The sequence below is a fragment of the Streptomyces sp. NPDC090032 genome, from assembly GCF_044748025.1.
GTDB lineage: Bacteria > Actinomycetota > Actinomycetes > Streptomycetales > Streptomycetaceae > Streptomyces.
Genome location: NZ_JBIVFF010000001.1, coordinates 705,206 through 729,874 on the forward strand (window position 1 = coordinate 705,206; position 24,669 = coordinate 729,874).

Genomic DNA, 24,669 nt, shown 5'->3' on the forward strand with positions numbered 1-24,669 from the left:
GGTCGGTCAGGTCAGTCAGGTGCAGGTCGCTCGAGTCGGTCGGGCCGGCAGGTCGGTCAAGTCGGCGCGTTGCTCACGTCAGTCGGTCAGCGTGGCCGGTTCGACGGTCGGCTTCGGCAGCTGGAGCGCGGCGATCTCAGCGCGTCCGGTGTCGTCGATGGGGAAGGCCCAGTCACGCACGAAGAAGTCCGTGAGATCGCGCCCGGAGACCCGGCTGGCGTAGGTCGAAAGGGCGCGGTACCGCTTGGCCGTCTCCGTGTAGTCGGACTGGGGGTTCTCCTCGCGCACGAGCCGGTGCAACCGCGGCCAGAAGTCGTCGCCGAAGGCCAGCTCCAACTGCCGCAGCGGCACGAGCTTCTCGTAGGCGCCGAAGGAGTTCTCGTACGTCAGCCCGTCCGTGCCGAACTTCGCGAGCGCGGACTGGAAGGGGTTGAGGCCGGTCTTCGGGTCGACGGTCAGAAGGTTCGACGGCCGGCCGAGGGCCCGCTGCACCGCGAGCGAGTAGATGTTGACCGTGACCTCGGTCAGGCCCGTCGGCTTGTACGCCATCTGCTGATGCAGGTGGCCGAGTTCGTGGTACAGGCCCCAGCCCCGGGTGCGCAGTCCATCGACGGTGGTGGCGCGGTCGAGGTAGGCGCGCGGGAAGCCGTTGTAGCCGTGCGTGGCGTAGGCGCCGACGCCGGACGGGACCACCGACACCTCGGTGAAGTGGTAGCCGCCCGCCTTCGGCCGGTGCACCGGTTTCGACCCGTCGAGCCCGCTGATCCGCGACTCGGCCTCGATGATCTCCTCGACGAGTCGGAGCAGCGCCGCGTGGTCCTGGTCGCGGTACTGGAGCGCGCCGTCGCGTGTCAGCGTCATGATGGTGCGCGGCGCGTGCAGCTCGACCACGGGTACGTCGGTGAGGGTGTCCAACTGCCGCTGGTAGTCGGCCTCGGAGGTCCGGCCGAGCGTGAAGACCGGCATCGCGGTGGCGCCCGACCTGAACGTCACGGCGGCCCGCTCGCCGTGGCCTTCGAGGGAGAAGTAGACGGGACCGCCGTGCGGATCGGTGACCGTGTTGGCGCCGGGCTTCAGGGCGTAGCCGCGGGGCTCCGTCACCGTGCCGTAGTAGTCCCACTGCCCGATCCAGAGCGTGGGCACGAGGCCGTCGTGGGGCAGTACGTCGATGCGCAGGGCGGTCCCGGGTGGGACGTACTGTCCGGTCGGCTGGAACTCGGTGGCGCGCAGGGCCTGTCCGAGCCGTAGCCGCTCGGCCTCGGCAGAGGGGCGCGCGGTGAGCGGGACGGTGACACCGCGCGCGGCGTGGGCACTCGCGGTGCCGGTACCGAGGAGCGTGACGGCTCCGGTGCCGGCCAGGGCGGCGAGCACCGCACGACGGGAGAAGCCCGAGGTGACGGGGGTGTCGGCGCGGACAGCGGCGTCGGCCGAGTCGGGGAAAGGCATACGGGCAGGGCGCATCCGGAGACTCCCATGGGGATCAACAGCATCGGAGTGATGTGCGGGCTGCGCGCCAGCATGTAAGCGTTTGCTATCCCGCCGCAAGAGGGCCCGGCAAGTTTCTGTCTGTTACTACGTTCTGAGGGAGGAAACCGGTGAACAGCGCCCGGGCGGAGAGCCGTTGAACGCTGCCTGGCGGATCGCCAAGGGGAGTGCCTGGCGGTCCGTCAAGGCGAACGCCAGGCGGAGCCCTGAGCGGAACGCCGGCAGCCCCGCCTCACCCCCGGCGCCGCCGCACCCCACGCGGCGCCACGGAATCGCGGACGACCAGATGCGTCCCGAGGCGCAACGTGCCGGTCGTCGGGGCCCGCCAGTCGTCCTCGTCGCCGCCCGCGAGGGCGACGCGGACGGCCTGGCGGCCCATCTCCTCGAGCGGGATGTGCACGGTGGTGAGGCGGGGCCGCAGCTCCTGAGCCACGGGTACGTCGTCGTAGCCAACCAGGGAGACGTCCTGCGGCACCCGCACCCCGGCCTCTTCCAGGGCCTGGGCGGCGCCCGCCGCCACGATGTCGTTGGCCGCGAAGACGGCGGTGAACTCCGGCCCGTCGCGCAGCAGTTCAGTCATCCGACGGTGCCCGAACTGACGGCTGAACGCCCCGGGCTGCACGAGTGCCGGATCGCGCGGCAACCCGCGCTGTTCCAGGGCGCGCCGGTGTCCGGCGATCCGTTCCTTGGTGGTGGACAGTCCCGGCGGCCCGCCCAGGTACAGGATCCGCTCGTGCCCCTGTGTCAGGAGGTGGTCGGTGATCGCGAAGGCGCCGCCCTCGTTGTCGTACTCGACTCCGACCGTCGGCGCGTCCTTGCCGAGGGAGGGGCGGCCGCACAGCACGAGCTTCGAGCCGCCGGCGTCCAGTTCGCGGGCGCGGCGGGCGAGTTCCGTGCGGTAGCCCCGGTCGGCGACGCTGCCGCCGACGAGGATCACGGCGTCGGCGCGGCGCTCGTGCATCAGCTCGATGAAGGCCAGCTCGCGCTGCGGGTCGCCCTGGGTGCTGCAGACCAGGCAGAGCCGGCCGCCCGCTGTCGCCTCGCCTTCCACGCCGCGTGCGATGTAGGCGTAGAAGGGGTCGACCACGTCGCTGATGATGATGCCGACCGTGCGTCCGGAGACACCGGCCAGTGCGCGGGCATGGGCGTTGACCACATATCCCAGCTCGCGCATGGCCTCCTCGACGCGCTCGCGGGTGGCGGCCGCGACCGGGTAGTTGCGGTTCATCACGCGGGACACGGTCGCGGTCGACACGCCCGCGAGACGTGCCACGTCCACGACGGTCGCGCGCCGTCCGTTCGCCGTCGAGCCCTGCCGGGGCATCCGGACCTCCCCCTGGTCGTCGTGGTCGTCCTGACCGTCCTGGTCACCACTGCGCGCGGGGGACCCCACGGCCCTCCCGTGGGCAGAGCCTATGGGGTCCGCTGGGCGCTCGCTCACGCGATGCGCTCCAGTTCCTCGAGGAGTACCGGGTGGTTGAGCGGCACCCCGCGCGCGTAGCGGGCGAGTTCGTCGACGGCGAGGGCGCCGAGCCGCCCCACCTCATTGCCCTGCGCCCCCGCCAGGTGCGGGGTGATGAAGACGTTGGGCAGGTCCCACAGGGGGTGGTCGGCGGGCAGCGGCTCGGGGTCCGTGACGTCGAGCACGGCGTCGATCCGCCCGCTGACCAGGTGCGCGGTGAGGGCCCGGGTGTCGACGAGAGGGCCGCGCGCGGTGTTGATCAGCAGGGCGCCGGGGCGCATCAGTGCGATGCGCCGTTCGTCGAGCAGATGGTGCGTGAGGGGGGTGGACGGCGCGTGCAGGGTCACGACGTCGCTGGTGGCGACGAGGGTGTCGAGGTCTGTGCGGGTGGCCCCGAGCAGCTCCGCCTCGGCGGCGCTCACGTACGGGTCGTGGAGCAGCACGTCGGCGTCGATGGAGCGCAGCAGCTGGATGACCCTGCGGCCGGTGCGTGACGCGCCGACCACGCCGACGGTGATGCCGTGCGTGCCGAGCCAGTGGTGGCGGTCGAGGTCGGCCGCCGTGCGGTGGGAGCGGCGGGAGCGGAAGAGGTGGCCGAGCGGGAAAACCCGCTTGGCGCCCATGATGATCGCCGCGAGCGTGAACTCCGCGACGGGTACGGCGTTGGCGGCCGCGGCGGACGACACCGCGATGCCGCGCCCGTACGCCTCGGGGGTCAGGAACGTCTTGACCGTGCCCGCCGAGTGGATCACCGCGCGCAGCCGCGGAGCCCGGTCGAGCACGTCCGTATCGACGGGCGGGCAGCCCCAGCCGGTCAGCAGGACCTCGCACTCGGCGAGCGCGGCCACCGCCTCGGGGCTCCCGAACTCGCTCACCACCTGCGGCGGCCGGATGTCCGCGGACTCCTCCAGCCGGAGCCGTACGGCGGGCGGAAAGACGTCGTCGAGCAGGCCCGCGTCCATCGCCAGGACGGTACGGGGTCTGCGTGGGGGCCGTGTGGAGCCGGCGGAGTCGGTCTGGACCGGCGACTCGTCAGTGGTACGCACCCTGCCTCCGGACAGTAAACGTGTTCTATGAAGTCACCGCACGCTAGGGATCACGAGGGGTGAGCGTCAAGCACGCCGACCCTGACCCGCACCCGCCATGGAGTGAGATAACGCCAAATTCCCGTCAGGAAAGGGCAGTTGAAAAGCGCGATTGCCACAGGTGTTGCCCAGACCTATTGACGCAAGGGGTAACCGATTACTAACTTGCCGCCCCATGGCTGACACAACGCCCTCCCCGCCGCGGGCAGTTCACCGCCTCTCGCTGGGGCAGCGGCTCAAGCGGGACAAGGTCATGCTGCTGCTGACCCTGCCGGGCCTGCTCTATTTCTGCGTGTTCCACTACGTGCCGCTCCTCGGCTACGTGGTGGCGTTCCAGGACTACCAGCCGTATCTGGGCTACATGCACAGTGCCTGGTCGGGCGTCTCCAACTTCACGTCCGCCTTCGCCGACCCGGCGTTCTGGTCGGCGACCGGGAACACGCTGAAGATCGCGCTCGTCCAGCTGGTGTTCTTCTTCCCGGTCCCCATCGCGCTCGCGCTGCTGCTCAACAGCATCGTCAGCGACAGGGTCCGCCGGTTCGTGCAGAGCGTCGTCTACCTGCCGCACTTCATCGGCTGGGTCATCATCGTCTCGATCTTCCAGCAGATCCTCGGCGGCGCCGGCGTCCTGCCCGACCTGCTCGCCCAACTCGGCCTGCCGCGCTACGACATGACGACCGACCCGGCCGCCTTCCCCTGGCTCCTCACCCTCCAGGTGGCCTGGAAGGACGCCGGCTGGGGCACGATCATCATGCTCGCCGCCCTGCTCAACATCGACCGCGGCCTGTACGAGGCGTCGGCGATCGACGGGGCGGGGCGCGCCCGGCGCCTGTGGCACGTCACGCTGCCCGGCATCTCCCCGGTGATCATCCTGCTCCTGATCCTCAACCTGGGGCAGATCCTCTCCGTCGGCTTCGAGCAGATCCTGCTCCAGCGCGACGCGGTCGGTCCCGCCGCCGGTGAAGTCCTCGACACCTACGTGTACTTCCACGGAATCAAGAACAACGACTGGGGCACGTCGGCGGCCGTGGGCCTGGTCAAGGCGGTCATCGGCACCGTCCTCGTCCTCGGCGCGAACAAGTTCGCCCACCGGCTCGGCCACGAAGGGGTGTACCGCGGTGCTGACCGCTGAGACGCAGACGGCGGCCACCGGACGCCACGCACGCAAGCCTGCCGCCCCGGCCGAAGCCGGGATCAGGGTGAGCGACGGCCGCCCGCCCTGGATGGAGAAGCCCACCCGAACGGGCCTGTTCCTCAAGGGACTTGTCCTGGTCCTGGTGGTCGCGGCCGTCGCCTACCCGCTGCTCGGCGTGATCGGCACGAGCTTCGCCTCGCAGTCCGACATCATCCGCAGCCCCGGCCTGGTCCTGTGGCCCGACCACCCGACGCTGGAGGCGTACCGCACGGTCTTCAGCGGCGGTGTCGTCACGCACGCGCTGCTCGTCTCCATCGGTGTGACCCTCGTGGGCACCGCGACCAGCGTCCTCGTCACCATCGGCATGGCGTACGGTCTCTCGCGCCGCGAGGTCACCGGCTCCCGTTTCATCCTCATGACGGCCCTGTTCACGATGCTCTTCGACCCGGGCATCATCCCCAAGTTCCTGACCATCAAGGAACTCGGCCTGTACAACACCCTGGCCTCGCTCGTGCTGCCCACCATGGTCAGTGCGTTCAACCTGGTCGTCCTGCGCTCCTTCTTCATGAACCTGCCCGAGGAGCTGTACGACGCCGCGAAGGTGGACGGCGCGGGCGACCTGCGCACCCTGGTGCGCATCGTGCTGCCCCTGTCGAAGGCCGTCATCGCCGTGATCAGCCTGTTCTACGCGGTGACGTACTGGAACGCCTTCTTCAACGCGATGCTCTACCTGAGCGACAACGACAAGTGGCCGCTCTCCATGGTGCTCCGCACCTTCGTCCTCCAGGGTCAGTCCCTCGAAGGTGCCTCCGCCGGCGAGGCCCTCGCGCCCCAGCAGGCCGTGCAGATGGCCGTCCTGGTGATCGCCGTCGTGCCGATCCTGTGCGTCTACCCCTTCCTCCAGCGCTACTTCACCAAGGGCGTCCTCACCGGCGCCATCAAGGGCTGACCCCGCACAGCCCCCGCTCGCACCCCCCCGCGCCCATGTTCCCTCCATCACCGAGGAGTTCACCGTGCCGCGCTCCACCCCCATCAATCGCAGAAACCTGCTGAGGACGTCCCTCGGCCTGGGCCTCGGACTCGCCGCGGCCCCGCTGCTGACCGCGTGCGGTGACGGCGGCGCCGCCGAGAAGTCCGCCGCGAAGAGCCGCAAGGTGCTGCCGTCCACCGTCACGGCCAACAGCGTCAAGGCCGACCTCCCCGGCACGGCCGCCGGTGTGCCCAACGCCTTCTACGGCTACCCGAAGACCCCGGTCCGCTCGGTGCAGGGCACTCCGCTGAAGGGGGCCAGGACCGTCAAGGCGTTCACCGAGACCTACGCGCCGCCCGCTCCGGCCCGCGGCAGGAACGCCGCCTGGCAGGCGATCGAGAAGCGGCTCGGCGGCACGGTCGACATCACCGCCGTGGCAGCCGACGACTATCCGGCGAAGTTCTCGACGATGGTCGCGGGCGGTGACCTCGCGGACGTCTTCATGTATCCGGAGACGGGCGGCGTCGACCACAAGGCCGCCTTCCTCGCCGCCGAGTGCGCCGACCTGACCCCGTTCCTGTCAGGTGACAAGGTCAAGGCGTACCCGAACCTGGCTGCGATCCCGGCGAGCGCCTGGCAGCAGGCCCTCTACGGAGACAAGCTCTACGGCGTCCCGGTCACCCGCTACGGGACCTCCGGCGCCGGCTTCTACCGGCACGACCTGTTCAAGGAGGTCGGGGTCGACAGTCTCGACCAGATCGCCGACCTGGACCGCTTCTTCGAGGTCTGCAAGGAGCTGACGCAGCCGAAGAAGAAGCAGTACGCGATCATCGCCAACGCCGTCACCATGCTCGCCATGTCGGCCGGCGCCCCCTACTTCTGGTCGATGGACAAGAAGACCGGCAAGTTCACCGCCGACCTCGAGACCGACGAGTACCGCTCCGCCGTCGAGATGGCGGCCAAGCTCTACAAGGCCGGCTGCTACTACCCCGGCACCCTCGCCATGACCGGCGCCCAGAAGGCCCAGTACACGGACCTCTTCAAGAACGGCAAGGGCGCCTTCGTCTACGACGGCATGCCCGCCTATCTTCAGCCCTCCAGTGGTTATGTCGACGCCATGGCCGCCATCGACAAGAGCTACGACGTGCGGCCCTTCGTACCGATCGGCACCAAGGCGGTCACCTGGACCGACAACGCCACGCTCAGCGAGTCCTTCGTGAAGAAGGCTCCCAAGGCGCGCGTCGAGCAGATCCTCCGCCTCCTCGACTTCATCGCCGCACCGTTCGGCACCGAGGAGTACACCCTCATCAACTTCGGGGTGGAGGGCGCCGACTTCAAGCGCGACGCCAAGGGCATCCCCGTACTTACGCCCACCGGCAGCCAGGACATCGGCGTTCCCTGGGGCAAGCTCGCTTCCGGCATTCCGGCCCTGTTCTCGCCGACGTCGAAGGACGCGGTGACGTACGCGCACGAGGCGTACACGAAGCTCATCCCGATGCTGAAGAAGTCCGACCACCTGGACTACACGTCCCCCACCTGGGACTCGAAAGGGTACGGCAGCCTGCTCACCCTCAAGGGGGACGGGATCAAGGACATCGTCTCCGGCCGCAAGTCCATGAAGGACTACGACGCCCTGGTCAAGGACTACCTGGCCAAGGGCGGCGAGCAGTGCCGCTCCGAATTCGAGGACGCCGCCCAGAAGGGAGCCGGCAAGTGAACCGCACCGTACGCGCCGCCATCGCCATCGCCGCGGCCGCCGCGACCCTCGCCCTGGCCGCGCCCGCGCAGGCCCACCCGTTCGACCCGAAGCCCGGCGCGGACGGCGTGGGGGACCCGCTCTTCCCGACGCTCGGCAACGGCGGCTACGACGTCCGGCACTACGACCTGTCCTTCGACTTCACGCCGGTGACGTACGACTTCACCGGCACCATGAAGATCAGCGCGAAGGCCACCCAGGACCTCTCCTCCTTCAACCTCGACGTCGACTCGCTCGCCATCGACGCGGTGAAGGTCAACGGCAAGGAGGCGGCCTTCGCCGTGTCGCTCGGCAAGAGCGGCCAGGAGCTGACGGTCACCCCGGCCGGCGGACTGCACGACAACCGGTCCTTCGAGGTCGCCGTCATCTATCACGGCAACGGCAGGACCAAGCCCGTCGGCGTCCCCGGCTGGCGCTACATGAGCGACGGAGGGTTCGCCTCTGCGGCGCAGTCGTCCCGCGCCGACACTTTCGCGCCCGTCAACGACACCACGAAGGACAAGGCGAGCTGGACCTTCCACCTCACCGCCCCCGACGGCTGGACACCCGGCGCCAACGGCACCGCGACCGGCACCCGCCCGGCAGGGGTGGGGAAGACCACCTCCGACTTCCGACTCGACGCGCCCATGGCCTCCGAACTCCTCGGCATCTCCGTGGAGAGGCAGACGCTCCTCACCGGTAAGGGGCCGCACGGAGTGAGGCTGCGCCACTACGTACCCGACGACCAGGTGGCCACGTACCGGCCGATCGTCGAGCAGACCGGCGGCCAGATCGCCTGGCTGGAGAAGACCCTCGGCGTGCGCTTCCCGTTCGACACCTACGGGATGCAGATCGTCCGCGACGGCTACAGCGACGCATTGGAAAACCAAACCCTGTCACTGTTCGGGCCGGGCTGGTTCAAGGACGCGTCCACGTCGACGACGTACACGAACGTCATGGTCCACGAGATGACCCACCAGTGGTTCGGCGACTCCGTCACGCCCACCACCTGGCAGAGCGCCTGGCTGAACGAGGGCCCCGCCGTCTACTACGCGGCCCTGTGGGCCGCTCAGCAGGGCACCGCCTCCATGGAGGACAAGATGCGGACGGCGTACGGAAAGCTCGACGCCGTGCGCAAGACCGACGGTCCGCCCGGACTGCCCACCGAACTCGGCGGGTTCAACATCTACGACGGGGCCGCCGTCGTGCTCTACGCCCTCAACCAGCAGGTAGGGCAGGCCGATTACGAGGCGATCATGAAGTCCTGGCTCACGAAGCACCGGCACGCCAACGCCGACTCCCAGGACTTCATCGACAACGCGGTACGGGTCACGCACGATCCGTCGCTGCGGCCCTTCCTGGAGGACTGGCTGTTCAGCAAGGACAACCCGCCCATGCCCGGCCACCCCGACTGGAGCTGACGCCGACCATGAACAGCACCCGCATCGCCGTAGCCCTCGCCGCCACGGCCGCCCTGCTGTCCACCACCCCCGCCGCACACGCCGACCCGTCCCCCCGCGTCCTGCACGCCGCCCCCGACGGCTCCGGCACCGTCTGTACCCACGGCCGCCCCTGTTCCCTCGACGGCGCCCGCGACGCCGCCCGCACCGTCGAGGGACGCGACGTACGCGTCGAACTCGCCGACGGCACCTACGTGTTGAGTAGACCTCTGGAGCTCGGCGCGGCCGACTCCGGGCGCGACGGGCACACCGTCACCTGGACGGCCGAGGGAGGTGCCCACCCCGTCCTCTCCGGCGGCAGGACCCTGAAGGGATGGGACAGGAACAGCGACGGGACCTGGACCACGCACGCCCCCGAAGGCGTCACACCTCGCCAGCTCTTCGTCGACGGGGTACGGGCCGTGCGCGCACGCGGCGCCTCGTGCGCCGCCTCCGTGTGCGACGCCACCAAGACCGGCATGACCGGCGCGAAAGCCACCGGCATCGCCTCCTGGGCCCGCCCCGCCGACGCCGAGGCCGTCATCAGCGTCCGCTGGCGCAACTACCACTGCCGCATCGACTCCGTCACCGGCGACGTCCTGACCTTCGCCCAACCCTGCTGGACCAACTCCGCCTCCGGCACCGACCGCACGGGCCCCGCCTGGGACACCACCACGGTCGACTCGTCGCGCTACGCGAAGGTCGACCACTTCGAGAACGCTCCCGAACTCCTGGACCAACCGGGCGAGTTCGTCTGGAACTCGGAGGCCCGCACCCTCACGTACCTGCCGCGTAAGGGCGAGGACATGCGCCACGCCGAGGCCGTCACCCCCGCCACCGAGCGTCTCCTCGTCCTCGACGGCGCCCACGACGTACGCGTCGAGGGCATCGGCCTCCGGTACGCGGCCTGGCACCAGCCCTCCACCGACGAGGGCTACGCCGGTATGCAGGCGGGACTCGTGCTCACCGGCGCCACCGGCCCCGTCGACCACGCGGGCCGCTACTACACCAAGCCCTCCGCGGCCCTCACCGTGCGCGGCGGCAGGCATGTGACCGTCGACCAGGTCGAGTTCAGCCACCTCGGCGGCGCCGGCGTCGTGTTCGAGGCCGGTACGCAGGACTCGAAAGTCACCCGCTCCCACTTCATCGACCTGTCCTCCGGAGCCGCCTACATAGGGGACACGGAACCCATGCCGGCTCCTGAACTCGTGGGTGCGCGCAACACGGTGGCGTACAACACCATCCGCAGTACCGGTGTGGAGTTCACCGACGCCGCCGGTATCTGGGCGGGCTACGAGGCCGCCACCGTCATCGACCACAACACCCTCGACGACCTGCCCTACTCGGGCATCTCCGTCGGCTGGGGGTGGAACCAGCCCGAGGCGCAGAAGTCCGTCCTGCGCGACAACCGGATCACGGACAACCGGATCACGAACGTCATGCGCGTCGAGCACGACCAGCACGACGGCGGCGCCATCTACACCCAGGGCGCCCAGCCCGGCACCGTCATCTCCGGGAACTACATCAACCGCAGCGCCTTCGGGAACACCGAGCGCGACGGCAACGGCATCTACCTCGACGAACAGTCCAGCCACATCCGCGTCGAGGGCAACGTCCTCACCCGCCTCGGCTACAAGTGGGTCTCCAACTGGGCCGACTACGGCATCGACAACCACGCCACCGGCAACTGGACCGACACCGACGCCCCTGCCCTCGCCGGCACCGGATCGGCGATGACCGACAACCACACCAAGCTCGACCGGCTCCCCGCCGACGCGCTGAAGGTGGCCGCCGCGGCGGGCGCTCAGGGTCACGGCCGCGTCGAACAGCTGCGCCCCGACCTCGCGCGAGGCGGCACCGCGACCCAGTCCTCCACGGACGGCACCGCGGCGGCGACGTACGCCACCGACGGCGACACCTCGACCGACACCCGCACCCTGTCCGAGCCGGGCGCCTGGTGGCAGGTCGACCTGGGATCCGTACAGCAGGTCGGCCAGGTCGAGGTCTGGAACAACACCTCGATGACGACGACCGGCTTCGAGGTCCAGCTGTCCCGCACGGCGGACTTCGCCGACGCCACCACGCTCCACGTCCCGGGCAAGGCCCTGCGGCCCTCCGTCCTGGACGCCGGCAAGGGCACCGAGGCCCGCTACGTACGGATCAAGCTCACGGGAACGGGACGCGTGGCCCTCGCCCACGTCCTGGTCCACCCGTAGCTCCCGCACCGGTGAAGGCCTGAAGGAAACCTGCGGCGGCGCTTAAGAAATCCTCGATGGACCAAGAGCGCCGCCGTACGGCAGATTTGCCCCGTCGGCAGCAGGGCGCGCCGTAGCCGCACGAAGGCGCCCGCCCGTGCTGTCATTTCACTCTTCCCCTCGCTCGGCGGCCGGTCCCGGCATGCCGTGACGCGGGGTGCGACGACGGGAGCCGTGCGTTGAAGGCGCTGGTCAAGGAGAAGTCCGAGCCGGGTCTGTGGCTGACGGACGTGCCCGAGCCGTCCATCGGCCACGGAGATGTGCTGATCAAGGTCCTCAGGACCGGGATCTGCGGCACCGACCTCCACATCCGCAACTGGGACGGTTGGGCGCAGCAGGCGATCAGCGCGCCGCTGATCGTCGGCCACGAGTTCGTCGGCGAGGTCGTCGAGACCGGCCGTGACGTCGCCGACATCGCCGTCGGTGACCGCGTCAGCGGCGAGGGCCACCTCGTCTGTGGCAAGTGCCGCAACTGTCTCGCCGGGCGGCGCCACCTGTGCCGCTCCACGGTCGGGCTCGGCGTCGGACGCGACGGCGCGTTCGCCGAGTACGTCGCCCTGCCCGCCGGCAACGTGTGGGTGCACCGCGTGCCCGTCGACCTCGACGTGGCCGCGATCTTCGACCCGTTCGGCAACGCCGTGCACACCGCCCTGTCGTTCCCGCTCGTCGGCGAGGACGTCCTGATCACGGGTGCCGGGCCCATCGGCCTGATGGCGGCGGCCGTCGCCCGGCACGCCGGCGCCCGCAACGTCGTCGTGACCGACGTCAGCGAGGAGCGGCTCGACCTGGCCCGCAAGATCGGCGTCAGCCTCGCCCTGAACGTCGCCGAGTCGACGATCGCCGACGGCCAGCGCTCCCTCGGCCTGCGCGAGGGCTTCGACGTGGGCCTGGAGATGTCGGGCAACCCCGTCGCCATGCGCGACATGCTCGCCAACATGACCCACGGCGGCAAGATCGCCATGCTCGGCCTGCCCGCCGAGGACTTCGCCGTCGACTGGTCGCGGATCGTCACCTCGATGATCACGATCAAGGGCATCTACGGCCGCGAGATGTTCGAGACCTGGTACGCGATGTCGGTCCTCCTGGAGGGCGGCCTCGACCTCGCCCCCGTGATCACGGGCCGCTACAGCCACCGCGACTTCGAGGCGGCCTTCGACGACGCGGCGAGCGGCCGCGGCGGCAAGGTGATCCTCGACTGGACTGCCTGAATCTCCGGCTCGGTGAGCCCCCGACCTCCTGACCGACCTCTTCTTCAAAGGAAGTCACCATGTTCGACTCCGTACGCGACGGTCTCCAGGCCACCCTCGACGAGATCGCCGCCGCGGGCCTGCACAAGCCCGAGCGCGTCATCGGCACCCCGCAGTCCGCGACGGTCGCCGTCACCACGGGCGGCCGCCCCGGCGAGGTCCTCAACTTCTGCGCGAACAACTACCTCGGCCTCGCCGACCACCCCGAGGTCGTCGCCGCCGGCCACGAGGCGCTCGACCGCTGGGGCTACGGCATGGCCTCCGTCCGCTTCATCTGCGGCACCCAGGAGGTCCACAAGGAGCTCGAGGCGCGCCTGTCCGCGTTCCTCGGCCAGGAGGACACGATCCTCTACTCCTCCTGCTTCGACGCCAACGGCGGCGTCTTCGAGACGCTCCTCGGCGAGGAGGACGCCGTCATCTCCGACGCGCTGAACCACGCCTCGATCATCGACGGGATCCGCCTCTCCAAGGCCCGCCGCTTCCGCTACGCCAACCGCGATCTCGCGGACCTGGAGCGGCAGTTGAAGGAGGCGCAGTCCGCCCGCCGCCGACTCGTCGTCACCGACGGCGTCTTCTCCATGGACGGCTACGTGGCGCCCCTGCGCGAGATCTGCGACCTCGCCGACCGCTACGACGCCATGGTCATGGTCGACGACTCGCACGCCGTCGGCTTCGTCGGCCCCGGCGGCCGCGGGACCCCCGAGCTGCACGGCGTCATGGACCGCGTCGACATCATCACCGGCACCCTCGGCAAGGCGCTCGGCGGCGCCTCCGGCGGCTACGTCGCGGCCCGCGCCGAGATCGTCGCGCTGCTGCGCCAGCGCTCGCGCCCGTACCTCTTCTCCAACAGCCTCGCCCCGGTGATCGCGGCCGCCTCCCTGAAGGTCCTCGACCTGATCGAGTCGGCGGGCGAGCTGCGCGAGCGGCTCACGGCGAACACGACGCTCTTCCGCACCCGCATGGCGCAGGAGGGCTTCGACATCCTGCCCGGCGACCACGCCATCGCGCCCGTCATGATCGGCGACGCGTCCGTCGCGGGCCGCATGGCCGAGCTGCTCCTGGAGCGCGGCGTGTACGTGATCGGCTTCTCGTACCCCGTCGTCCCGCAGGGCCAGGCCCGGATCCGCGTCCAGCTCTCCGCGGCGCACTCCACCGAGGACGTGAACCGGGCCGTGGACGCGTTCGTCGCCGCCCGCGCGGAGCTCGACGCGGAGCCCGCCGGGGCGGCGAGCTGACCTGCGGCCCGTCCGGTGGATCGTGCCGGGGCGCGGGGTCTGGCCAGCACGGACATTCACGGCCCACCTGGCTCCGGCCTGATCCGCCGGACAGGCCCCCGGTTCGGACATCGGCGGCACATTTGGGAGAATCGGTCGCATGATCGAAGCGCGGCGGCTGCACATCCTCCGTGCGGTGGCCGACCACCGCACCGTGACGGCGGCTGCCGCCGCGCTCTATCTGACCCCCTCGGCGGTCTCCCAGCAGCTGAGTGCCCTTGAGCAGGAGACCGGACACCGGCTCGTCGAGCGGGGTGCCAGAGGCGTCCGGCTCACCCCGGCGGGCGAGATCCTGCTCATGCACACGAACGCGGTCCTCGCCCAGTTGGAGCGAGCGGAGGCCGAGCTCGCCGCGTACAGCTCGGGGGCGGCCGGCACGGTCACCGTCGCCGCGTTCGCCACCGGGATCGGCCTGGTCGTCGCCCCGGCCCTGACGCGGCTCGCGCGGACGGCGCCCGGCATCCGCATCCGCGTCCAGGACGCCGAAGGTGACGCGAGCCTGCCGATGGTCCTCGACCGGCAGGTCGACGTCGCGGTCGCCGTCGAGTACCGGGGCGCGCCCGGCGCGGACGACGCCCGCCTCACGCGCGTACCGCTGTACGCCGAGCCGTTCGACGCGGTGCTTCCCGCGGCGCACCGGCTCGCCCCGTCCGACCGGGTGCCGCTCGCCGAGCTGGCCAAGGACACCTGGATCGGCCCGTTCCCCGGCAACCCGTGCCACGACGTGGTGGTCCTGGCCTGCGAGCACGCCGGTTTCCAGCCGCGCGTCGAACACTCCTCGGACGACTTCCGCGCCGTCGTCGCCCTCGCCTCGGCGGGCGCGGGCGTCGCCCTGGTGCCGCGCTCGGCGCTACGCGGCATGGACCTGTCCGACGCGGTCGTCCGTCCGGTCGACGGGGTCGCCCCGACCCGCAGGGTCTTCGCGGCGGTCCGCTGCGGAGCGGAGGAGCACCCCCTGATCAGGCCGGTCCTTGAGGCGCTCGGGGAAGCGGCGGAGTAATCCGGGTCCACAGGCCCTGGGTCATCCCGGCGCCCCGGTGCTCGCCCGTATCCGTACCTCGCCCACGATCCGCTCCACCCGCGAGCGCGGCCCCCTCGGTTCGCGCAGCGCGAGGTCGAGGGCGGCGCGGCCCATGCCGGTCAGGGGGAGGGCCACCGTCGTGAGGGGCGGGGTCAGTTCGCGGACCAGCGGGATGTCGTCGAAGCCCGCGAGGGAGATGTCCTGAGGGACGCGCAGCCCGTGGTCGCGGAACGCGGCGAGTGCCCCGACGGCCATCACGTCGGTGACCGCGAAGACGCACGTGGGCCGCGGGCCCCGGCGCAGCAGTTCGCTCGCCGCCGCGTAACCGCCGTCGCGCGTGAAGGCGCCCTCGGCCACGGACCCGTCCGCGATCCGCACCCCCGCCTCGGCGAGCCCCTGCCGAAAGCCGGTCAGCCGGTCCGCGACGGTCGTCAGCCGTACGGGCCCGGCGAGCACCCCGAACTCCCGGTGCCCGAGGCCGAGCAGCGCCCGGGCCAGCGCCGCCGCCCCCGCCCGGTTCTCCGGCAGCACGGTGTCGACGCGCAGACTGCGGTGCCGGCTCACGACGGCGACCCGGCCCCCGCCGCGCAGATAGGGAGCGATCTCGGAGTCCAGTGAACGCTCCCACGCGGGATCCTGGAAACCGGATCCGATGAGCAGGATCGCGCGGGCCCGCTGCGCCCGAAGCATCGAGATGTACGCGATCTCGCGCTCGGGCGCGCGGAACGTGCTGGACAGCATCACCAGCAATCCGCGCTCGGCGGCGCGCGCCATGATGCCGCTCGCGATCGCGGCGAAGTACGGGTCGCCCACGTCGTGGCAGATGACGCCGACGGTGTTGTTGGAGGCGCTGGCGAGGGCCTGCGCGTGGGCGTTCGGGATGTAGCCGAGTTCGTCGGCGGCGGCGCGGACCCGGTGCAACAGGTCGTCGCGGACGCGGGTGGTGCCGTTCAGGGCGCGGGACGCCGTCGCGGGGGAGACCCCCGCCGTGCGGGCCACCGCGTCGAGGGTCACGTGCGGTTCTTGCGGATGCCCGTGCGGTTCGCTCACCCTGCCCCCTCGGATTCCGGTTGCGGCACCGGTCACAGGAAACTTCGGAACGGCCTATTGACCCTGTGCTCCACGAGTCATTAGCGTGGCTGACATCGTACCAGAAAGCGCTTTCTGAAAGCGATTTCCCGTCTTCGTCACCGTCCCGCCTGCTGTTCCGTCACCTCGCGAATCCTGATACCTCGGCTCCCCTCAACTGCCTCCCGATTCCGTAGGAGTTCATCGTGAGTCAGAGCACGCTGCCCGCAACCTCCGCCAAGACGGCGGGAGTTGCCGACCGGCAGGCGCCCGGGCTGCGCCGGCGCGCCGCGGACATGGCTGAGCGGAGCTGGCGCCCGGTCGCGCTGCTCGTCGTCTGTTTCGTCGCCTGGTGGGTGATCGCCGCGGCGGAGCTGGTCGAGCCCTATCTGGTGCCGTCACCGGGCCGGACCCTCGACGTCATCCTCGACAAGCCGGACTACCTCTGGCAGCACACCTGGGTGACCACGTACGAGACACTGCTCGGCTTCGTCATCGCCGTCGGTGTCGGCATCTTCTCCGCCGTGATCATGGTCTACTCGTCGACCGTCGAGAAGACCCTCTATCCGATCCTGCTCTTCGCCCAGGTCGTCCCGAAGATCGCGATCGCGCCGCTGTTCGTGGTCTGGCTCGGCTTCGGCATCGCGCCGAAGATCCTCATCGCCGTACTCATCGCGTTCTTCCCGGTCGTCATCTCGATGGTGACCGGACTCAAGGCCGTGGACCCGGAGATGCTCCAGCTCTCCGCGACGATGGGCGCCAGCCCCTGGCAGACCTTCCGGAAGATCCGCTTCCCGGCCTCCCTGCCGCACCTGTTCTCCGGCCTCAAGGTGGCCGTCACGCTCGCCGTCACCGGCGCCGTCGTCGGTGAATTCGTGGGCGCCAACGAGGGGTTGGGCTACGTCATCCTCCAGGCCAACGGCAACCTCGACACCCCGATGCTCTTCGCGGGCCTGCTCGTCATGTCCCTGATCGGCGTCGTGCTGTTCGTCCTCGTCGAGATCGCCGAGAAGCTGCTCCTGCCGTGGCACGCGAGCCGCCGCGACGTCGCGGCGACCACGGCGTACTGAACGCCGGCACCGCCCGGGGGCCTCCCCGGACCACCCACCGACCGCCGCCAGAAGGGCCGCCCCATGCACGCGCGCAGACTCCTGACCGGTCTCGTCCCCCTGACGCTCGTCGCCCTGACGGTGACGGCCTGCGGCGACGACTCCGGCTCCACGTCGACCAGTGACTCCGGCAAGAAGCTCGACAAGGTCACGCTGACGCTCAACTGGTACCCGTACGGCGAGCACGCGCCGTTCTACTACGGCAAGAAGCAGAAGATCTTCGAGAAGCACGGCATCGACCTGGAGATCCGTGCCGGTCAGGGCTCGCAGAAGACGGTGCAGGCCACCGGCGCGGGTCAGACCGACTTCGGCTGGGCCGACACCCCCGCCGTGCTCGCGGGCGTGGACCAGGGCGTCAACGTGAAGAGCCTCGGCGTGTTCCTCCAGACGACACCCGCCTCGGTGCAGTCGTTCGCGAGCCAGAACATCGAGTCCCCGGCGGACCTCAAGGGCAAGACCATCGCGGGGACGGCGGGCGACGCGCTCTCCAAGACGTTCCCCATCTTCCTGAAGAAGAACGGCCTCGCCGAGTCGGACGTCAAGGTCCAGAACACCGACCCCGCCGGCAAGATCGCCGCCGTCATCTCCGGAAAGACGGACGCCCTCCTCGGCTACGCGAGCGACCAGGGCCCCACCATGCAGGACAAGGCCAAGAAGGACGTCTCGTACCTCCGCTTCTCCGAGCACGGCCTGAACTTCTACTCGAACGGCCTCATCGCGGGCTCCAAGACCCTTCAGGGCAAGGGCGATCTGGCCAAGCGCATGACCCAGGCAGTCAGCGAGGCCTGGGCCGCCGCGGAGAAGAGCCCCGAGCCGGCCGTCGCCTCCATGAAGGGCGCGTCCGAGCAACTCCCGCCGGAGACCGTGCTGTCCGAGCAGTTCAAGACCACCCTGACCCTCCTGCACACGGACGCCACGCAGGGCAAGGCACCCGGCGCCAACACCGAGGCCGACTGGCAGCAGACCATCGACGTCTTCGCCCAGGCGGGCATGGTCAAGAGCCCGAAGCCGGTGGCGGACTACTGGGATTCGGCCAACGGGATCAAGGGCTGACAAACCCGACTGCGAACCCGTTCCGGACAGCTCACAAGGAGAGCCGCACGATGCCGAAGGACGCGACACTGAAGAAGGCCGACGGAGCGAGCGGACGCGCCGGACATGTCGGGACCGCCGTGCGCGTGGCGGACGTCGACGTCCGTTTCCGTACGAAGAAGAAGGACGTCACCGCCCTTGCCGACGTCTCACTGGACGTCGCGGCCGGCGAGTTCGTCGCCATCGTCGGACCGTCCGGCTGCGGCAAGTCCACGCTCCTCAAGCTCGTCGCGGGGCTCCTTTCGCCCTCGTCCGGTGAGGTCAGCCTCTACGGCGAGCAGGTGCGCGGCCCGCGCCACGACATCGGCTACGTCTTCCAGCGCGCGGCCCTCCTGGAATGGCGCTCGGCGCGCCGCAACATCCTGCTCCAGGCGGAGATGCGCGGCATGCCCGCCGCCCAGGCACGCGCGCGTGCCGACGAACTGATCCGGATGACGGGCCTCACCGGCTTCGAGGACGCGTATCCGCACGAGCTGTCGGGCGGTATGCAGCAGCGCGTCGCCCTGTGCCGGGCCCTGCTGCACGAGCCGCCCGTCCTGCTCATGGACGAGCCGTTCGGCGCCCTCGACGCCCTCACGCGCGAGCAGCTCAACGTAGAGATGAACCGCATCTGGCGGCAGACCCGCACCACCGTCCTCCTGGTGACCCACTCCATCCCGGAGGCCGTCTACCTCGCCGACCGGGTCGTCGTCATGAGCCCGCGCCCCGGAACCGTCACCGAGATCATCGACGTCGGCCTGCCGGCCGAGCGGGACTACGCGCAGACACTCGCGACCCCCGAGTTCCGCACGGCGACGGGCCGCATCCGCGAGCTCCTGGGAGCGATCTCGGCGCACGACTAGCTCCTACGTGCAGGCCTGCACCCAGGCCTCGGAGCACGGCAGGGACCCCGCACCCCGTGAGCCCTCTGCGAGCGTCACGGGACGCGGGGTCCCTTCTCCTTCCCGCCTCCTCAGTACCGCAGCGCCGCCAGATACGCGTAGCTGTTACGGGCCGTCGCGAACGGGTCCTTCGGGGTGTCGTGCTCCACCAGCCACTGCCTGACGCCACCGGCCTGCGCCTTGTCGAACATGGCGGCGAAGTCGAGCGTCCCCGACCCCACGTCGGCGAACCCGCCGTCGGGCGCCATGTCCTTCACGTGCAGGGCGGGGAAGCGGCGCCGGTGCCGCACGAAGTACGTGGCGGGGTCCGCGCCGCCCTTCGACGCCCAGTACACGTCCAGCTCGAAGGCGACCAGATGCGGATCGGTCTCGCGGACGAGGATGTCGTACAGGTTCTCCCCGTCCACCACGTCGTGGTCGCCGTCGTGGTTGTGGAACAGGACGGGGCCGAGCCCGGCCTTGCGTGACGCGGCCCCGATCCGGTTGAACTCCCTTGCCGCCTCCCGGTATCCGGCCGCGCTGTGCATCGAGCCCGGCAGGCTGGGCACCACCGGCCACTTGGCGCCCAGGGTGTGCAGATCCTCCAGTGCCTGCGGCAGACCGCTGCCGGTGAGCGTCGTGTACGCGACATGCTCCAGGACCGCGCGCAGACCCACGGCGTCGAGCATCCGCCGGATGTCCGGCGCCCCGTACCCGTGCCGCCCGCTCACGCCGACCGTCGCGTACCCGATCTCCGCGAGCTGTTCCACGGTGCCGGCGAAGTCCGTCGCGAGGACGTCACGCATCGTGTAGAGGTGCATGCCGATGCCGCCGCGCGGGATGCGCCGCCGCTGCCCGGCCGACGCGGGCAGCGCCGTGCCGACCGCTGCCGCGAGCCCCAGCGACGTACCGAGAAAGGCCCTTCTGCTGCTTCTCATGCCACTCCTCACCCCTCACTTCACCGTGATCCGGACCGAGCCGGTGGTCGTGTCGCCCTTGTCGTCGGTGACGGTCAGATGCGCCGTGTACGCACCCGCGCGCGCGTACGCGTGCTGGGCGTCCGCGCCCTCCGTACCGCTCGGTTTGCCGTTGTCCCCGAAGTCCCAGTGGTACGAGGCCGCGGTACGGCCCTCCGGGAGCTTCACCGTCCCCTTGAGGGCGACGGTGAGCGGCGGTGCGCCGCTCTCGGGTGTCGCGGTCACCTTCACCCTGGCGCCCGCGTGCTTCTCCACTCCGGGCCCGTTGAAGTGCAGCCAGTCGACCGCGAACAGGTCGGGCTTGTCGGCGCTCCACTGCGGGTTGGTGAAGACGGCGTACAGCGTGAACGTGCCGTCGTAGTCGGCCAGTTGGGTGGTGGGGGACACCACGTTGCCCCAGTCTCCCGTGTTCGGGACCGACACCTTGCCGAGCAGTTTGCCGGTGGGGGAGCCCACGCGGAACTCGACGTCGCCGCCGATCCCGCCCGACGCGGCGCCCACGGTCACCGAGTCGACGCCCTTCAGATGCACGGGGTCGAAGGACACCCAGTCCCCGTCCTCGATCTCGGTGAGCCGCTTGCCGCCCGACGCGTCCGCGCGGCTCGCGACCACGACACCGTCGTGCGCGCCACCGGTCTTCGTGAAGTGCTCGGCCTCACGGAACGAGGTGCGCAGCGAGAGCGACGCGGACCCGGTCAGCGCGGGCACGCCGCCCGCCCCGCCCTTGTCCTCGTACTGGGCGCTGATGCCGTAGTACAGATTCTGGCCGGGACCGTGGCTGTCACCCGCGTCCGTCACGATCTCCCCGGCGCATCCCGTGTAGTTGTCCAGCGGATGCAGATGGGAGTCGTGGCCGAGCTGCGACTGGACCACGACGCGCGAACAGTCGATCGGACGCCCGTCCTCCCGGTCCGTCACCTTGATCTTGAACGGAATGGTGTCGCCGAAGCTGAACGTCCCACCGCTCGGCGGCTGTTGGATCGTCACCACGGGCCGCGTGTTCCCCACGGTGATGTCCTGCACGGCAAGACCGGTGAGCCCCGTCGGCCCGGTCACCGTCAGCCGCGCCGTGAACACGCCGTTCTTCGTATACGTGTACTTCGGGTTCGCGTCGGTCGAGTCGGTCGTGCCGTCCCCGTCGAAGTCCCAGGCGTACGTGACCGGTTTGCCGTCCGGCAGGCCCGAGCCCGCGCTGGAGAACGTGACGGCGAGGGGAGCGGAGCCGCTGTCCGGCGCCGCCGCGGCCCGCGCGTCCGGGAGACGGCTTTCGGCGACGTAGTCGATCCGGTAGATGCCGGCGCCCTCGTTGCTGCCGCCGCGGCCCGTACCGCTGCCGAGCCCGAAGTCGATGACGTACAGCGCCCCGTCGGGACCGAAGTCCGCGTCGAAGGGCTGGTTCCACTTCATGTCGGAGAACACGGAGTTGATGGACTGCACATCGCCGGCCTCGGCGGGCGCGAACCGCGGATCCGTGAACGTCTGGTCCTTCTCCTGGATCGAGAAGGTCTTGAACCACTGCCTGGTCAGCTCGTAGTTGAACCACTTCCCGTCGAAGTATTCGGGGAACTTGGTCTTGTTGGGGTTCGCGGGATCGTAGGCGTACACGGGACCGCTCATCGGGCCACCGCCCCCGGTACCGAGCTCCGGGAACTGCTCCGATGCGGAGTACGCGTACCAGACCGTCGCCGCCTGCGCCGGTGGCAGGTCGCGCAGGCCGGTGTTGTTCGGCGAGTCGTTCACCAGGTGGCCGCAGTCGAACTTCGCCCCGGACTTCCCCGTCCCGAAGTCGTAGTCGTTGAACGGGGTGTTGTCGCCGATGCAGTACGGCCAGCCGTAGTTCCCCGCCTTGGTGATGCGGTTGAACTCCACGGTGCCCTCGGGCCCGCGGTCGGCCACCGCGTCGCGCGCGTCGGGACCGTAGTCACCCATGAGCAGCGCGCCACTGACCGGATCGGTCGTGATCCGGAAGGGGTTGCGCATGCCCATCGCGTAGATCTCCGGGCGCGTCTTGTCCGTGCCGGGCGCGAACAGGTTCCCCTCGGGGACGCCGTACGTCCCGTCGGCCTTCGGAGTGATCCGCAGCACCTTGCCGCGCAGGTCGTTCGTGTTGCCCGCGGTGCCCTGCGCGTCCCAGGCGCGACGGCCCTCGCGCTCGTCGATCGGGTTGAACCCGTCCGATGCGAAGGGGTCGGTGTTGTCGCCCGTCGCGATGTAGAGGTCACCCTTGTTGTCGAAGGCGATGGAGCCCGCCATATGGGAGTTGGCGCGTCCCTCCCCCCGCCAGGTCGGCAGGGTGAGCAGGCGCTTCTCCGACGCGGGGTCGACCTTGCCACCGGATTCGGTGAAGCGCGACAGATTGATCCGCTTCTCGGTCTTGTCGGAGTTCAACAGATAGATCCAGTGGTTGTCCCGGAACTTCGGATCGAGCGCGAGCCCGAGCAGACCGTCCGACTGGCTTGTCATCTCGGGCGTGTAGGCGAGGTCGAGCGCCGTGGTGACCTTCAGCGTCGCCTGGTCGATGATCTTCAGCTTGCCGGTCCGCTGGATGAAGAACACGCGCCGGTCCGGTGCGACGGCCAGCTCGAAGGGGTCGGCGAGGTCGGCCGTGGCGAGCGGGGTGCGCTGGAAGCTGCCGGTCCTGGTCGCCGAGCAGTCACCCGGCTTGTCACCGGCCGCCCACTGGATGCCGCCGAGGATGTGCTGAAGGAAACCGGCTTCCTCGAACGCCGACTTGGCGTGACCGCCCGCGGTGAACCAGGAGCGGCCGCCGTCGTAGTTCTGGCACCACGACCACGGATGGTCGACGCCCTCGTCGAGGCCGGTGACCCCGTCGCGCACCTTGATCTGCGCGAGCGTGTGCACCTTCCCGGTGGGATTGGTGCGCCAGTTGTACCACTCCTCCGTACGCTCCCAGAGCTCCGGAAGCCCCTTCGTGGACGGGTGCGCGTGGTCGAGGACCTTGATCCGGCCCGTCTGTACGGCGGGATGCTGGTCGAAGATGGCCCCGACGAGCCCCTCGTACCAGCCCCAGTCCCGCTCGCTGGCCGATGCGGCGTGCAGCCCTACCCAGCCGCCGCCCCCACGCACGTACTTCTGCAGGGCCGCGCGCTGGTCGGCGTCGAGCAGATCGCCCTTCTCGGGCGTCGAGTTGGTGTTGTTGAAGACGATCGCCTTGAAGCGGGCGAGGTTCTCGTCGGTGAAAGCGGCGGCGTCGTCGGTCGCCTCGACCTCGAAGCCGTTCTCACTGCCGAGCTTCTTGATCGCGTCGATGCCCGCCGGGATCGAGTCGTGCGCGAAGTTCGTCACCTTGGAGAAGACGAGTACGCGGTACGAGGCGGCGGCCTCGGCCCGCGGCGGGGACGCCAGACCGAGGCCGACGACGAGCGCGATCAGCGCGAGGAGGACGGTCCAGGGCGAGCATGGACGGCGTCGCCTTCGGGGGCTTCGCATGACGGACGCGGGAGGACCGTGTCTCCCGGACGGTACGGGTGTGGCGGAACTCGTAGAACTCATGGCGCTCCCTGGGCTGTTGGCCGATTGGCCGACTCGGGCGTGCGGTGAGTGCTGCGGGAATGCCGGAGCGCCTGGAAGCCGAAGCTTAGAAAGCGCTTTCCCGATGGCATCGCACAGCGTAGGTTCCGGGCGGAGAGGGGTCAATGGGTCGGAACGGGCCAGGGGGCGCGGAGGGGTGCCGCGATCACGGGGGAGCGGGTGGCGTGGCAGTCGCGACGCGGGGACTGGGTTGCAGTCGCCGGTGAACCGGTTGAGCGGTTGGCCGGCGATCGCGGAGGGCCGGTGGCGGTGGCGATGGCGGTGGCGTCTCAAGTGGTGGGCGGGCCGGTCGTCGTTCGCGGGGACGCGGACGGGGCGGGGACCCGGCGCCGGTGACTCCCGAACCGGTGGGCGACTGTCCGCGTATGCGCTCCGACCGGCGGTTGTCAGTGGCCTTGGCTAGGTTTCTTCCATGCAAGACGCCGACGACGTACGTTCCATCGCACTCGCCCTGCCGGAGGTGACGGAGAAGATCGCCTGGAGTATGCCGACGTTCCGGGTCGCGGGGAAGATGTTCGCCACGATGCCCGAGGAGGAGACCTCCATCGCGGTGCGCTGCCCCAAGGTGGAGCGCGACGAACTGGTTCTCGCGGAGCCCAAGAAGTTCTGGATCGCGGACCACGAGGCGGGCTTCGCGTGGGTGCGGGTGCGGCTCGCCGCGCTCGACGACGGCGACGAGCTGCGTGACATCCTCACCGACTCCTGGCGGCAGGCCGCCCCGGGCCGACTCCTGGACGCCCACCCGGAGTTGGGCCCGCCGGAGCCGACGGACTGATATTCCCGGGGCGTTGTCAGTGCTGCGTGGCATGATCCGGCAGGGGTGGGGGACGCGGAGCCGCTGGGGCCGCCGCGCCGCCGGAGAGGGTACGGGCAGGCATGGGCGGAATGTCGAAGGAAGGGCCA

The 24,669-nt window shown here is 70.1% G+C and carries 18 protein-coding genes; 12 read left to right on the top strand and 6 right to left on the bottom strand.

Annotated elements, in window-relative coordinates; all coding sequences use genetic code 11:
* Positions 1–78: 78 nt before the first annotated feature.
* The 3 genes from ACIPWY_RS03070 to ACIPWY_RS03080 all read right to left on the bottom strand — a co-directional run bounded on the left by ACIPWY_RS03070 (position 79) and on the right by ACIPWY_RS03080 (position 3,909).
* On the bottom strand, positions 79–1,446 hold the full coding sequence (locus ACIPWY_RS03070) for a M60 family metallopeptidase (protein ID WP_393704455.1): 1,368 nt from the start codon (positions 1,444–1,446) through the stop codon (positions 79–81).
* Between the two features lie 271 nt (positions 1,447–1,717).
* Entirely contained in the window at positions 1,718–2,809 is a 1,092-nt protein-coding gene (locus ACIPWY_RS03075) for a LacI family DNA-binding transcriptional regulator (RefSeq protein WP_383881112.1), read from the bottom strand.
* 113 nt (positions 2,810–2,922) lie between these two features.
* Positions 2,923–3,909 carry a hydroxyacid dehydrogenase gene (locus tag ACIPWY_RS03080; RefSeq protein ID WP_393704495.1) on the bottom strand — a complete coding sequence of 329 codons (987 nt, stop codon included), beginning with the start codon at positions 3,907–3,909 and terminating at the stop codon, positions 2,923–2,925.
* A gap of 298 nt (positions 3,910–4,207) precedes the next feature.
* On the opposite strand from ACIPWY_RS03080, the gene ACIPWY_RS03085 reads away from it, so the two are divergent.
* The 8 genes from ACIPWY_RS03085 to ACIPWY_RS03120 all read left to right on the top strand — a co-directional run bounded on the left by ACIPWY_RS03085 (position 4,208) and on the right by ACIPWY_RS03120 (position 15,087).
* Positions 4,208–5,164 (top strand): ABC transporter permease subunit, encoded by a 957-nt coding sequence (locus ACIPWY_RS03085; protein WP_362901961.1) that lies wholly within the window; start codon positions 4,208–4,210, stop codon positions 5,162–5,164.
* Between the two features lie 91 nt (positions 5,165–5,255).
* On the top strand, positions 5,256–6,116 hold the full coding sequence (locus ACIPWY_RS03090) for a carbohydrate ABC transporter permease (RefSeq protein ID WP_393704497.1): 861 nt from the start codon (positions 5,256–5,258) through the stop codon (positions 6,114–6,116).
* Positions 6,117–6,180: 64 nt separating this feature from the next.
* A complete protein-coding gene (locus tag ACIPWY_RS03095) occupies positions 6,181–7,854 on the top strand; it encodes a hypothetical protein (protein ID WP_401532075.1) in 1,674 nt (557 codons plus the stop codon).
* Positions 7,851–9,293: a M1 family metallopeptidase gene (locus ACIPWY_RS03100; RefSeq protein ID WP_393704459.1), complete on the top strand. Its 1,443-nt coding sequence runs from the start codon at positions 7,851–7,853 to the stop codon at positions 9,291–9,293. The genes ACIPWY_RS03095 and ACIPWY_RS03100 overlap by 4 nt, the downstream gene beginning before the upstream one ends.
* An 8-nt stretch (positions 9,294–9,301) precedes the next feature.
* The gene (locus ACIPWY_RS03105; protein WP_393704461.1) at positions 9,302–11,527 is read left to right on the top strand and encodes a right-handed parallel beta-helix repeat-containing protein; all 2,226 of its coding nucleotides are present in this window, start codon (positions 9,302–9,304) and stop codon (positions 11,525–11,527) included.
* A 218-nt stretch (positions 11,528–11,745) separates the two neighbouring features.
* Positions 11,746–12,774 carry an L-threonine 3-dehydrogenase gene (gene tdh / locus ACIPWY_RS03110; RefSeq protein WP_362901969.1) on the top strand — a complete coding sequence of 343 codons (1,029 nt, stop codon included), beginning with the start codon at positions 11,746–11,748 and terminating at the stop codon, positions 12,772–12,774.
* A 59-nt stretch (positions 12,775–12,833) separates the two neighbouring features.
* The gene (locus ACIPWY_RS03115; protein WP_393704464.1) at positions 12,834–14,048 is read left to right on the top strand and encodes a glycine C-acetyltransferase; all 1,215 of its coding nucleotides are present in this window, start codon (positions 12,834–12,836) and stop codon (positions 14,046–14,048) included.
* 139 nt (positions 14,049–14,187) lie between these two features.
* Positions 14,188–15,087 (top strand): LysR family transcriptional regulator, encoded by a 900-nt coding sequence (locus ACIPWY_RS03120; protein ID WP_393704466.1) that lies wholly within the window; start codon positions 14,188–14,190, stop codon positions 15,085–15,087.
* A 21-nt stretch (positions 15,088–15,108) separates the two neighbouring features.
* Here the strand turns inward: ACIPWY_RS03120 and ACIPWY_RS03125 are convergent, their stop codons facing one another.
* Positions 15,109–16,122 (bottom strand): LacI family DNA-binding transcriptional regulator, encoded by a 1,014-nt coding sequence (locus tag ACIPWY_RS03125; protein WP_362902096.1) that lies wholly within the window; start codon positions 16,120–16,122, stop codon positions 15,109–15,111.
* A gap of 260 nt (positions 16,123–16,382) precedes the next feature.
* Between ACIPWY_RS03125 and ACIPWY_RS03130 the strand changes: the two genes are divergently transcribed.
* From ACIPWY_RS03130 to ACIPWY_RS03140, 3 genes are all read left to right on the top strand, one after another.
* Positions 16,383–17,246 carry an ABC transporter permease gene (locus ACIPWY_RS03130; RefSeq protein ID WP_393704468.1) on the top strand — a complete coding sequence of 288 codons (864 nt, stop codon included), beginning with the start codon at positions 16,383–16,385 and terminating at the stop codon, positions 17,244–17,246.
* Between the two features lie 63 nt (positions 17,247–17,309).
* Positions 17,310–18,338, top strand: a complete 1,029-nt coding sequence (locus ACIPWY_RS03135) for an ABC transporter substrate-binding protein (protein WP_393704470.1) — start codon at positions 17,310–17,312, stop codon at positions 18,336–18,338.
* A 50-nt stretch (positions 18,339–18,388) separates the two neighbouring features.
* Positions 18,389–19,219 carry an ABC transporter ATP-binding protein gene (locus ACIPWY_RS03140; RefSeq protein WP_393704472.1) on the top strand — a complete coding sequence of 277 codons (831 nt, stop codon included), beginning with the start codon at positions 18,389–18,391 and terminating at the stop codon, positions 19,217–19,219.
* 110 nt (positions 19,220–19,329) lie between these two features.
* On the opposite strand, the gene ACIPWY_RS03145 is transcribed toward ACIPWY_RS03140, so the two are convergent.
* Together ACIPWY_RS03145 and ACIPWY_RS03150 are read right to left on the bottom strand one after the other, a co-directional pair.
* Positions 19,330–20,175, bottom strand: a complete 846-nt coding sequence (locus tag ACIPWY_RS03145; protein ID WP_393704474.1) for a sugar phosphate isomerase/epimerase family protein — start codon at positions 20,173–20,175, stop codon at positions 19,330–19,332.
* 15 nt (positions 20,176–20,190) lie between these two features.
* On the bottom strand, positions 20,191–23,664 hold the full coding sequence (locus tag ACIPWY_RS03150; protein ID WP_401532076.1) for a ThuA domain-containing protein: 3,474 nt from the start codon (positions 23,662–23,664) through the stop codon (positions 20,191–20,193).
* Between the two features lie 514 nt (positions 23,665–24,178).
* On the opposite strand from ACIPWY_RS03150, the gene ACIPWY_RS03155 reads away from it, so the two are divergent.
* Entirely contained in the window at positions 24,179–24,541 is a 363-nt protein-coding gene (locus ACIPWY_RS03155) for an MmcQ/YjbR family DNA-binding protein (protein WP_266557574.1), read from the top strand.
* The last annotated feature ends 128 nt before the right edge of the window (positions 24,542–24,669 follow it).

Excerpts from the sequence above, each read along its gene's own strand:
- ACIPWY_RS03115 (WP_393704464.1), top strand. The coding sequence starts at position 12,834 with ATGTTCGACTCCGTACGCGACGGTCTCCAGGCCACCCTCGACGAGATC.
- ACIPWY_RS03135 (WP_393704470.1), top strand. The coding sequence starts at position 17,310 with ATGCACGCGCGCAGACTCCTGACCGGTCTCGTCCCCCTGACGCTCGTC.
- ACIPWY_RS03145 (WP_393704474.1), bottom strand. The coding sequence starts at position 20,175 with ATGAGAAGCAGCAGAAGGGCCTTTCTCGGTACGTCGCTGGGGCTCGCG.
- ACIPWY_RS03090 (WP_393704497.1), top strand. The coding sequence starts at position 5,256 with ATGGAGAAGCCCACCCGAACGGGCCTGTTCCTCAAGGGACTTGTCCTG.
- ACIPWY_RS03085 (WP_362901961.1), top strand. The coding sequence starts at position 4,208 with ATGGCTGACACAACGCCCTCCCCGCCGCGGGCAGTTCACCGCCTCTCG.
- ACIPWY_RS03140 (WP_393704472.1), top strand. The coding sequence starts at position 18,389 with ATGCCGAAGGACGCGACACTGAAGAAGGCCGACGGAGCGAGCGGACGC.
- ACIPWY_RS03070 (WP_393704455.1), bottom strand. The coding sequence starts at position 1,446 with ATGCCTTTCCCCGACTCGGCCGACGCCGCTGTCCGCGCCGACACCCCC.
- ACIPWY_RS03080 (WP_393704495.1), bottom strand. The coding sequence starts at position 3,909 with ATGGACGCGGGCCTGCTCGACGACGTCTTTCCGCCCGCCGTACGGCTC.
- ACIPWY_RS03150 (WP_401532076.1), bottom strand. The coding sequence starts at position 23,664 with ATGCGAAGCCCCCGAAGGCGACGCCGTCCATGCTCGCCCTGGACCGTC.
- ACIPWY_RS03120 (WP_393704466.1), top strand. The coding sequence starts at position 14,188 with ATGATCGAAGCGCGGCGGCTGCACATCCTCCGTGCGGTGGCCGACCAC.
- ACIPWY_RS03105 (WP_393704461.1), top strand. The coding sequence starts at position 9,302 with ATGAACAGCACCCGCATCGCCGTAGCCCTCGCCGCCACGGCCGCCCTG.
- ACIPWY_RS03155 (WP_266557574.1), top strand. The coding sequence starts at position 24,179 with ATGCAAGACGCCGACGACGTACGTTCCATCGCACTCGCCCTGCCGGAG.
- ACIPWY_RS03075 (WP_383881112.1), bottom strand. The coding sequence starts at position 2,809 with ATGCCCCGGCAGGGCTCGACGGCGAACGGACGGCGCGCGACCGTCGTG.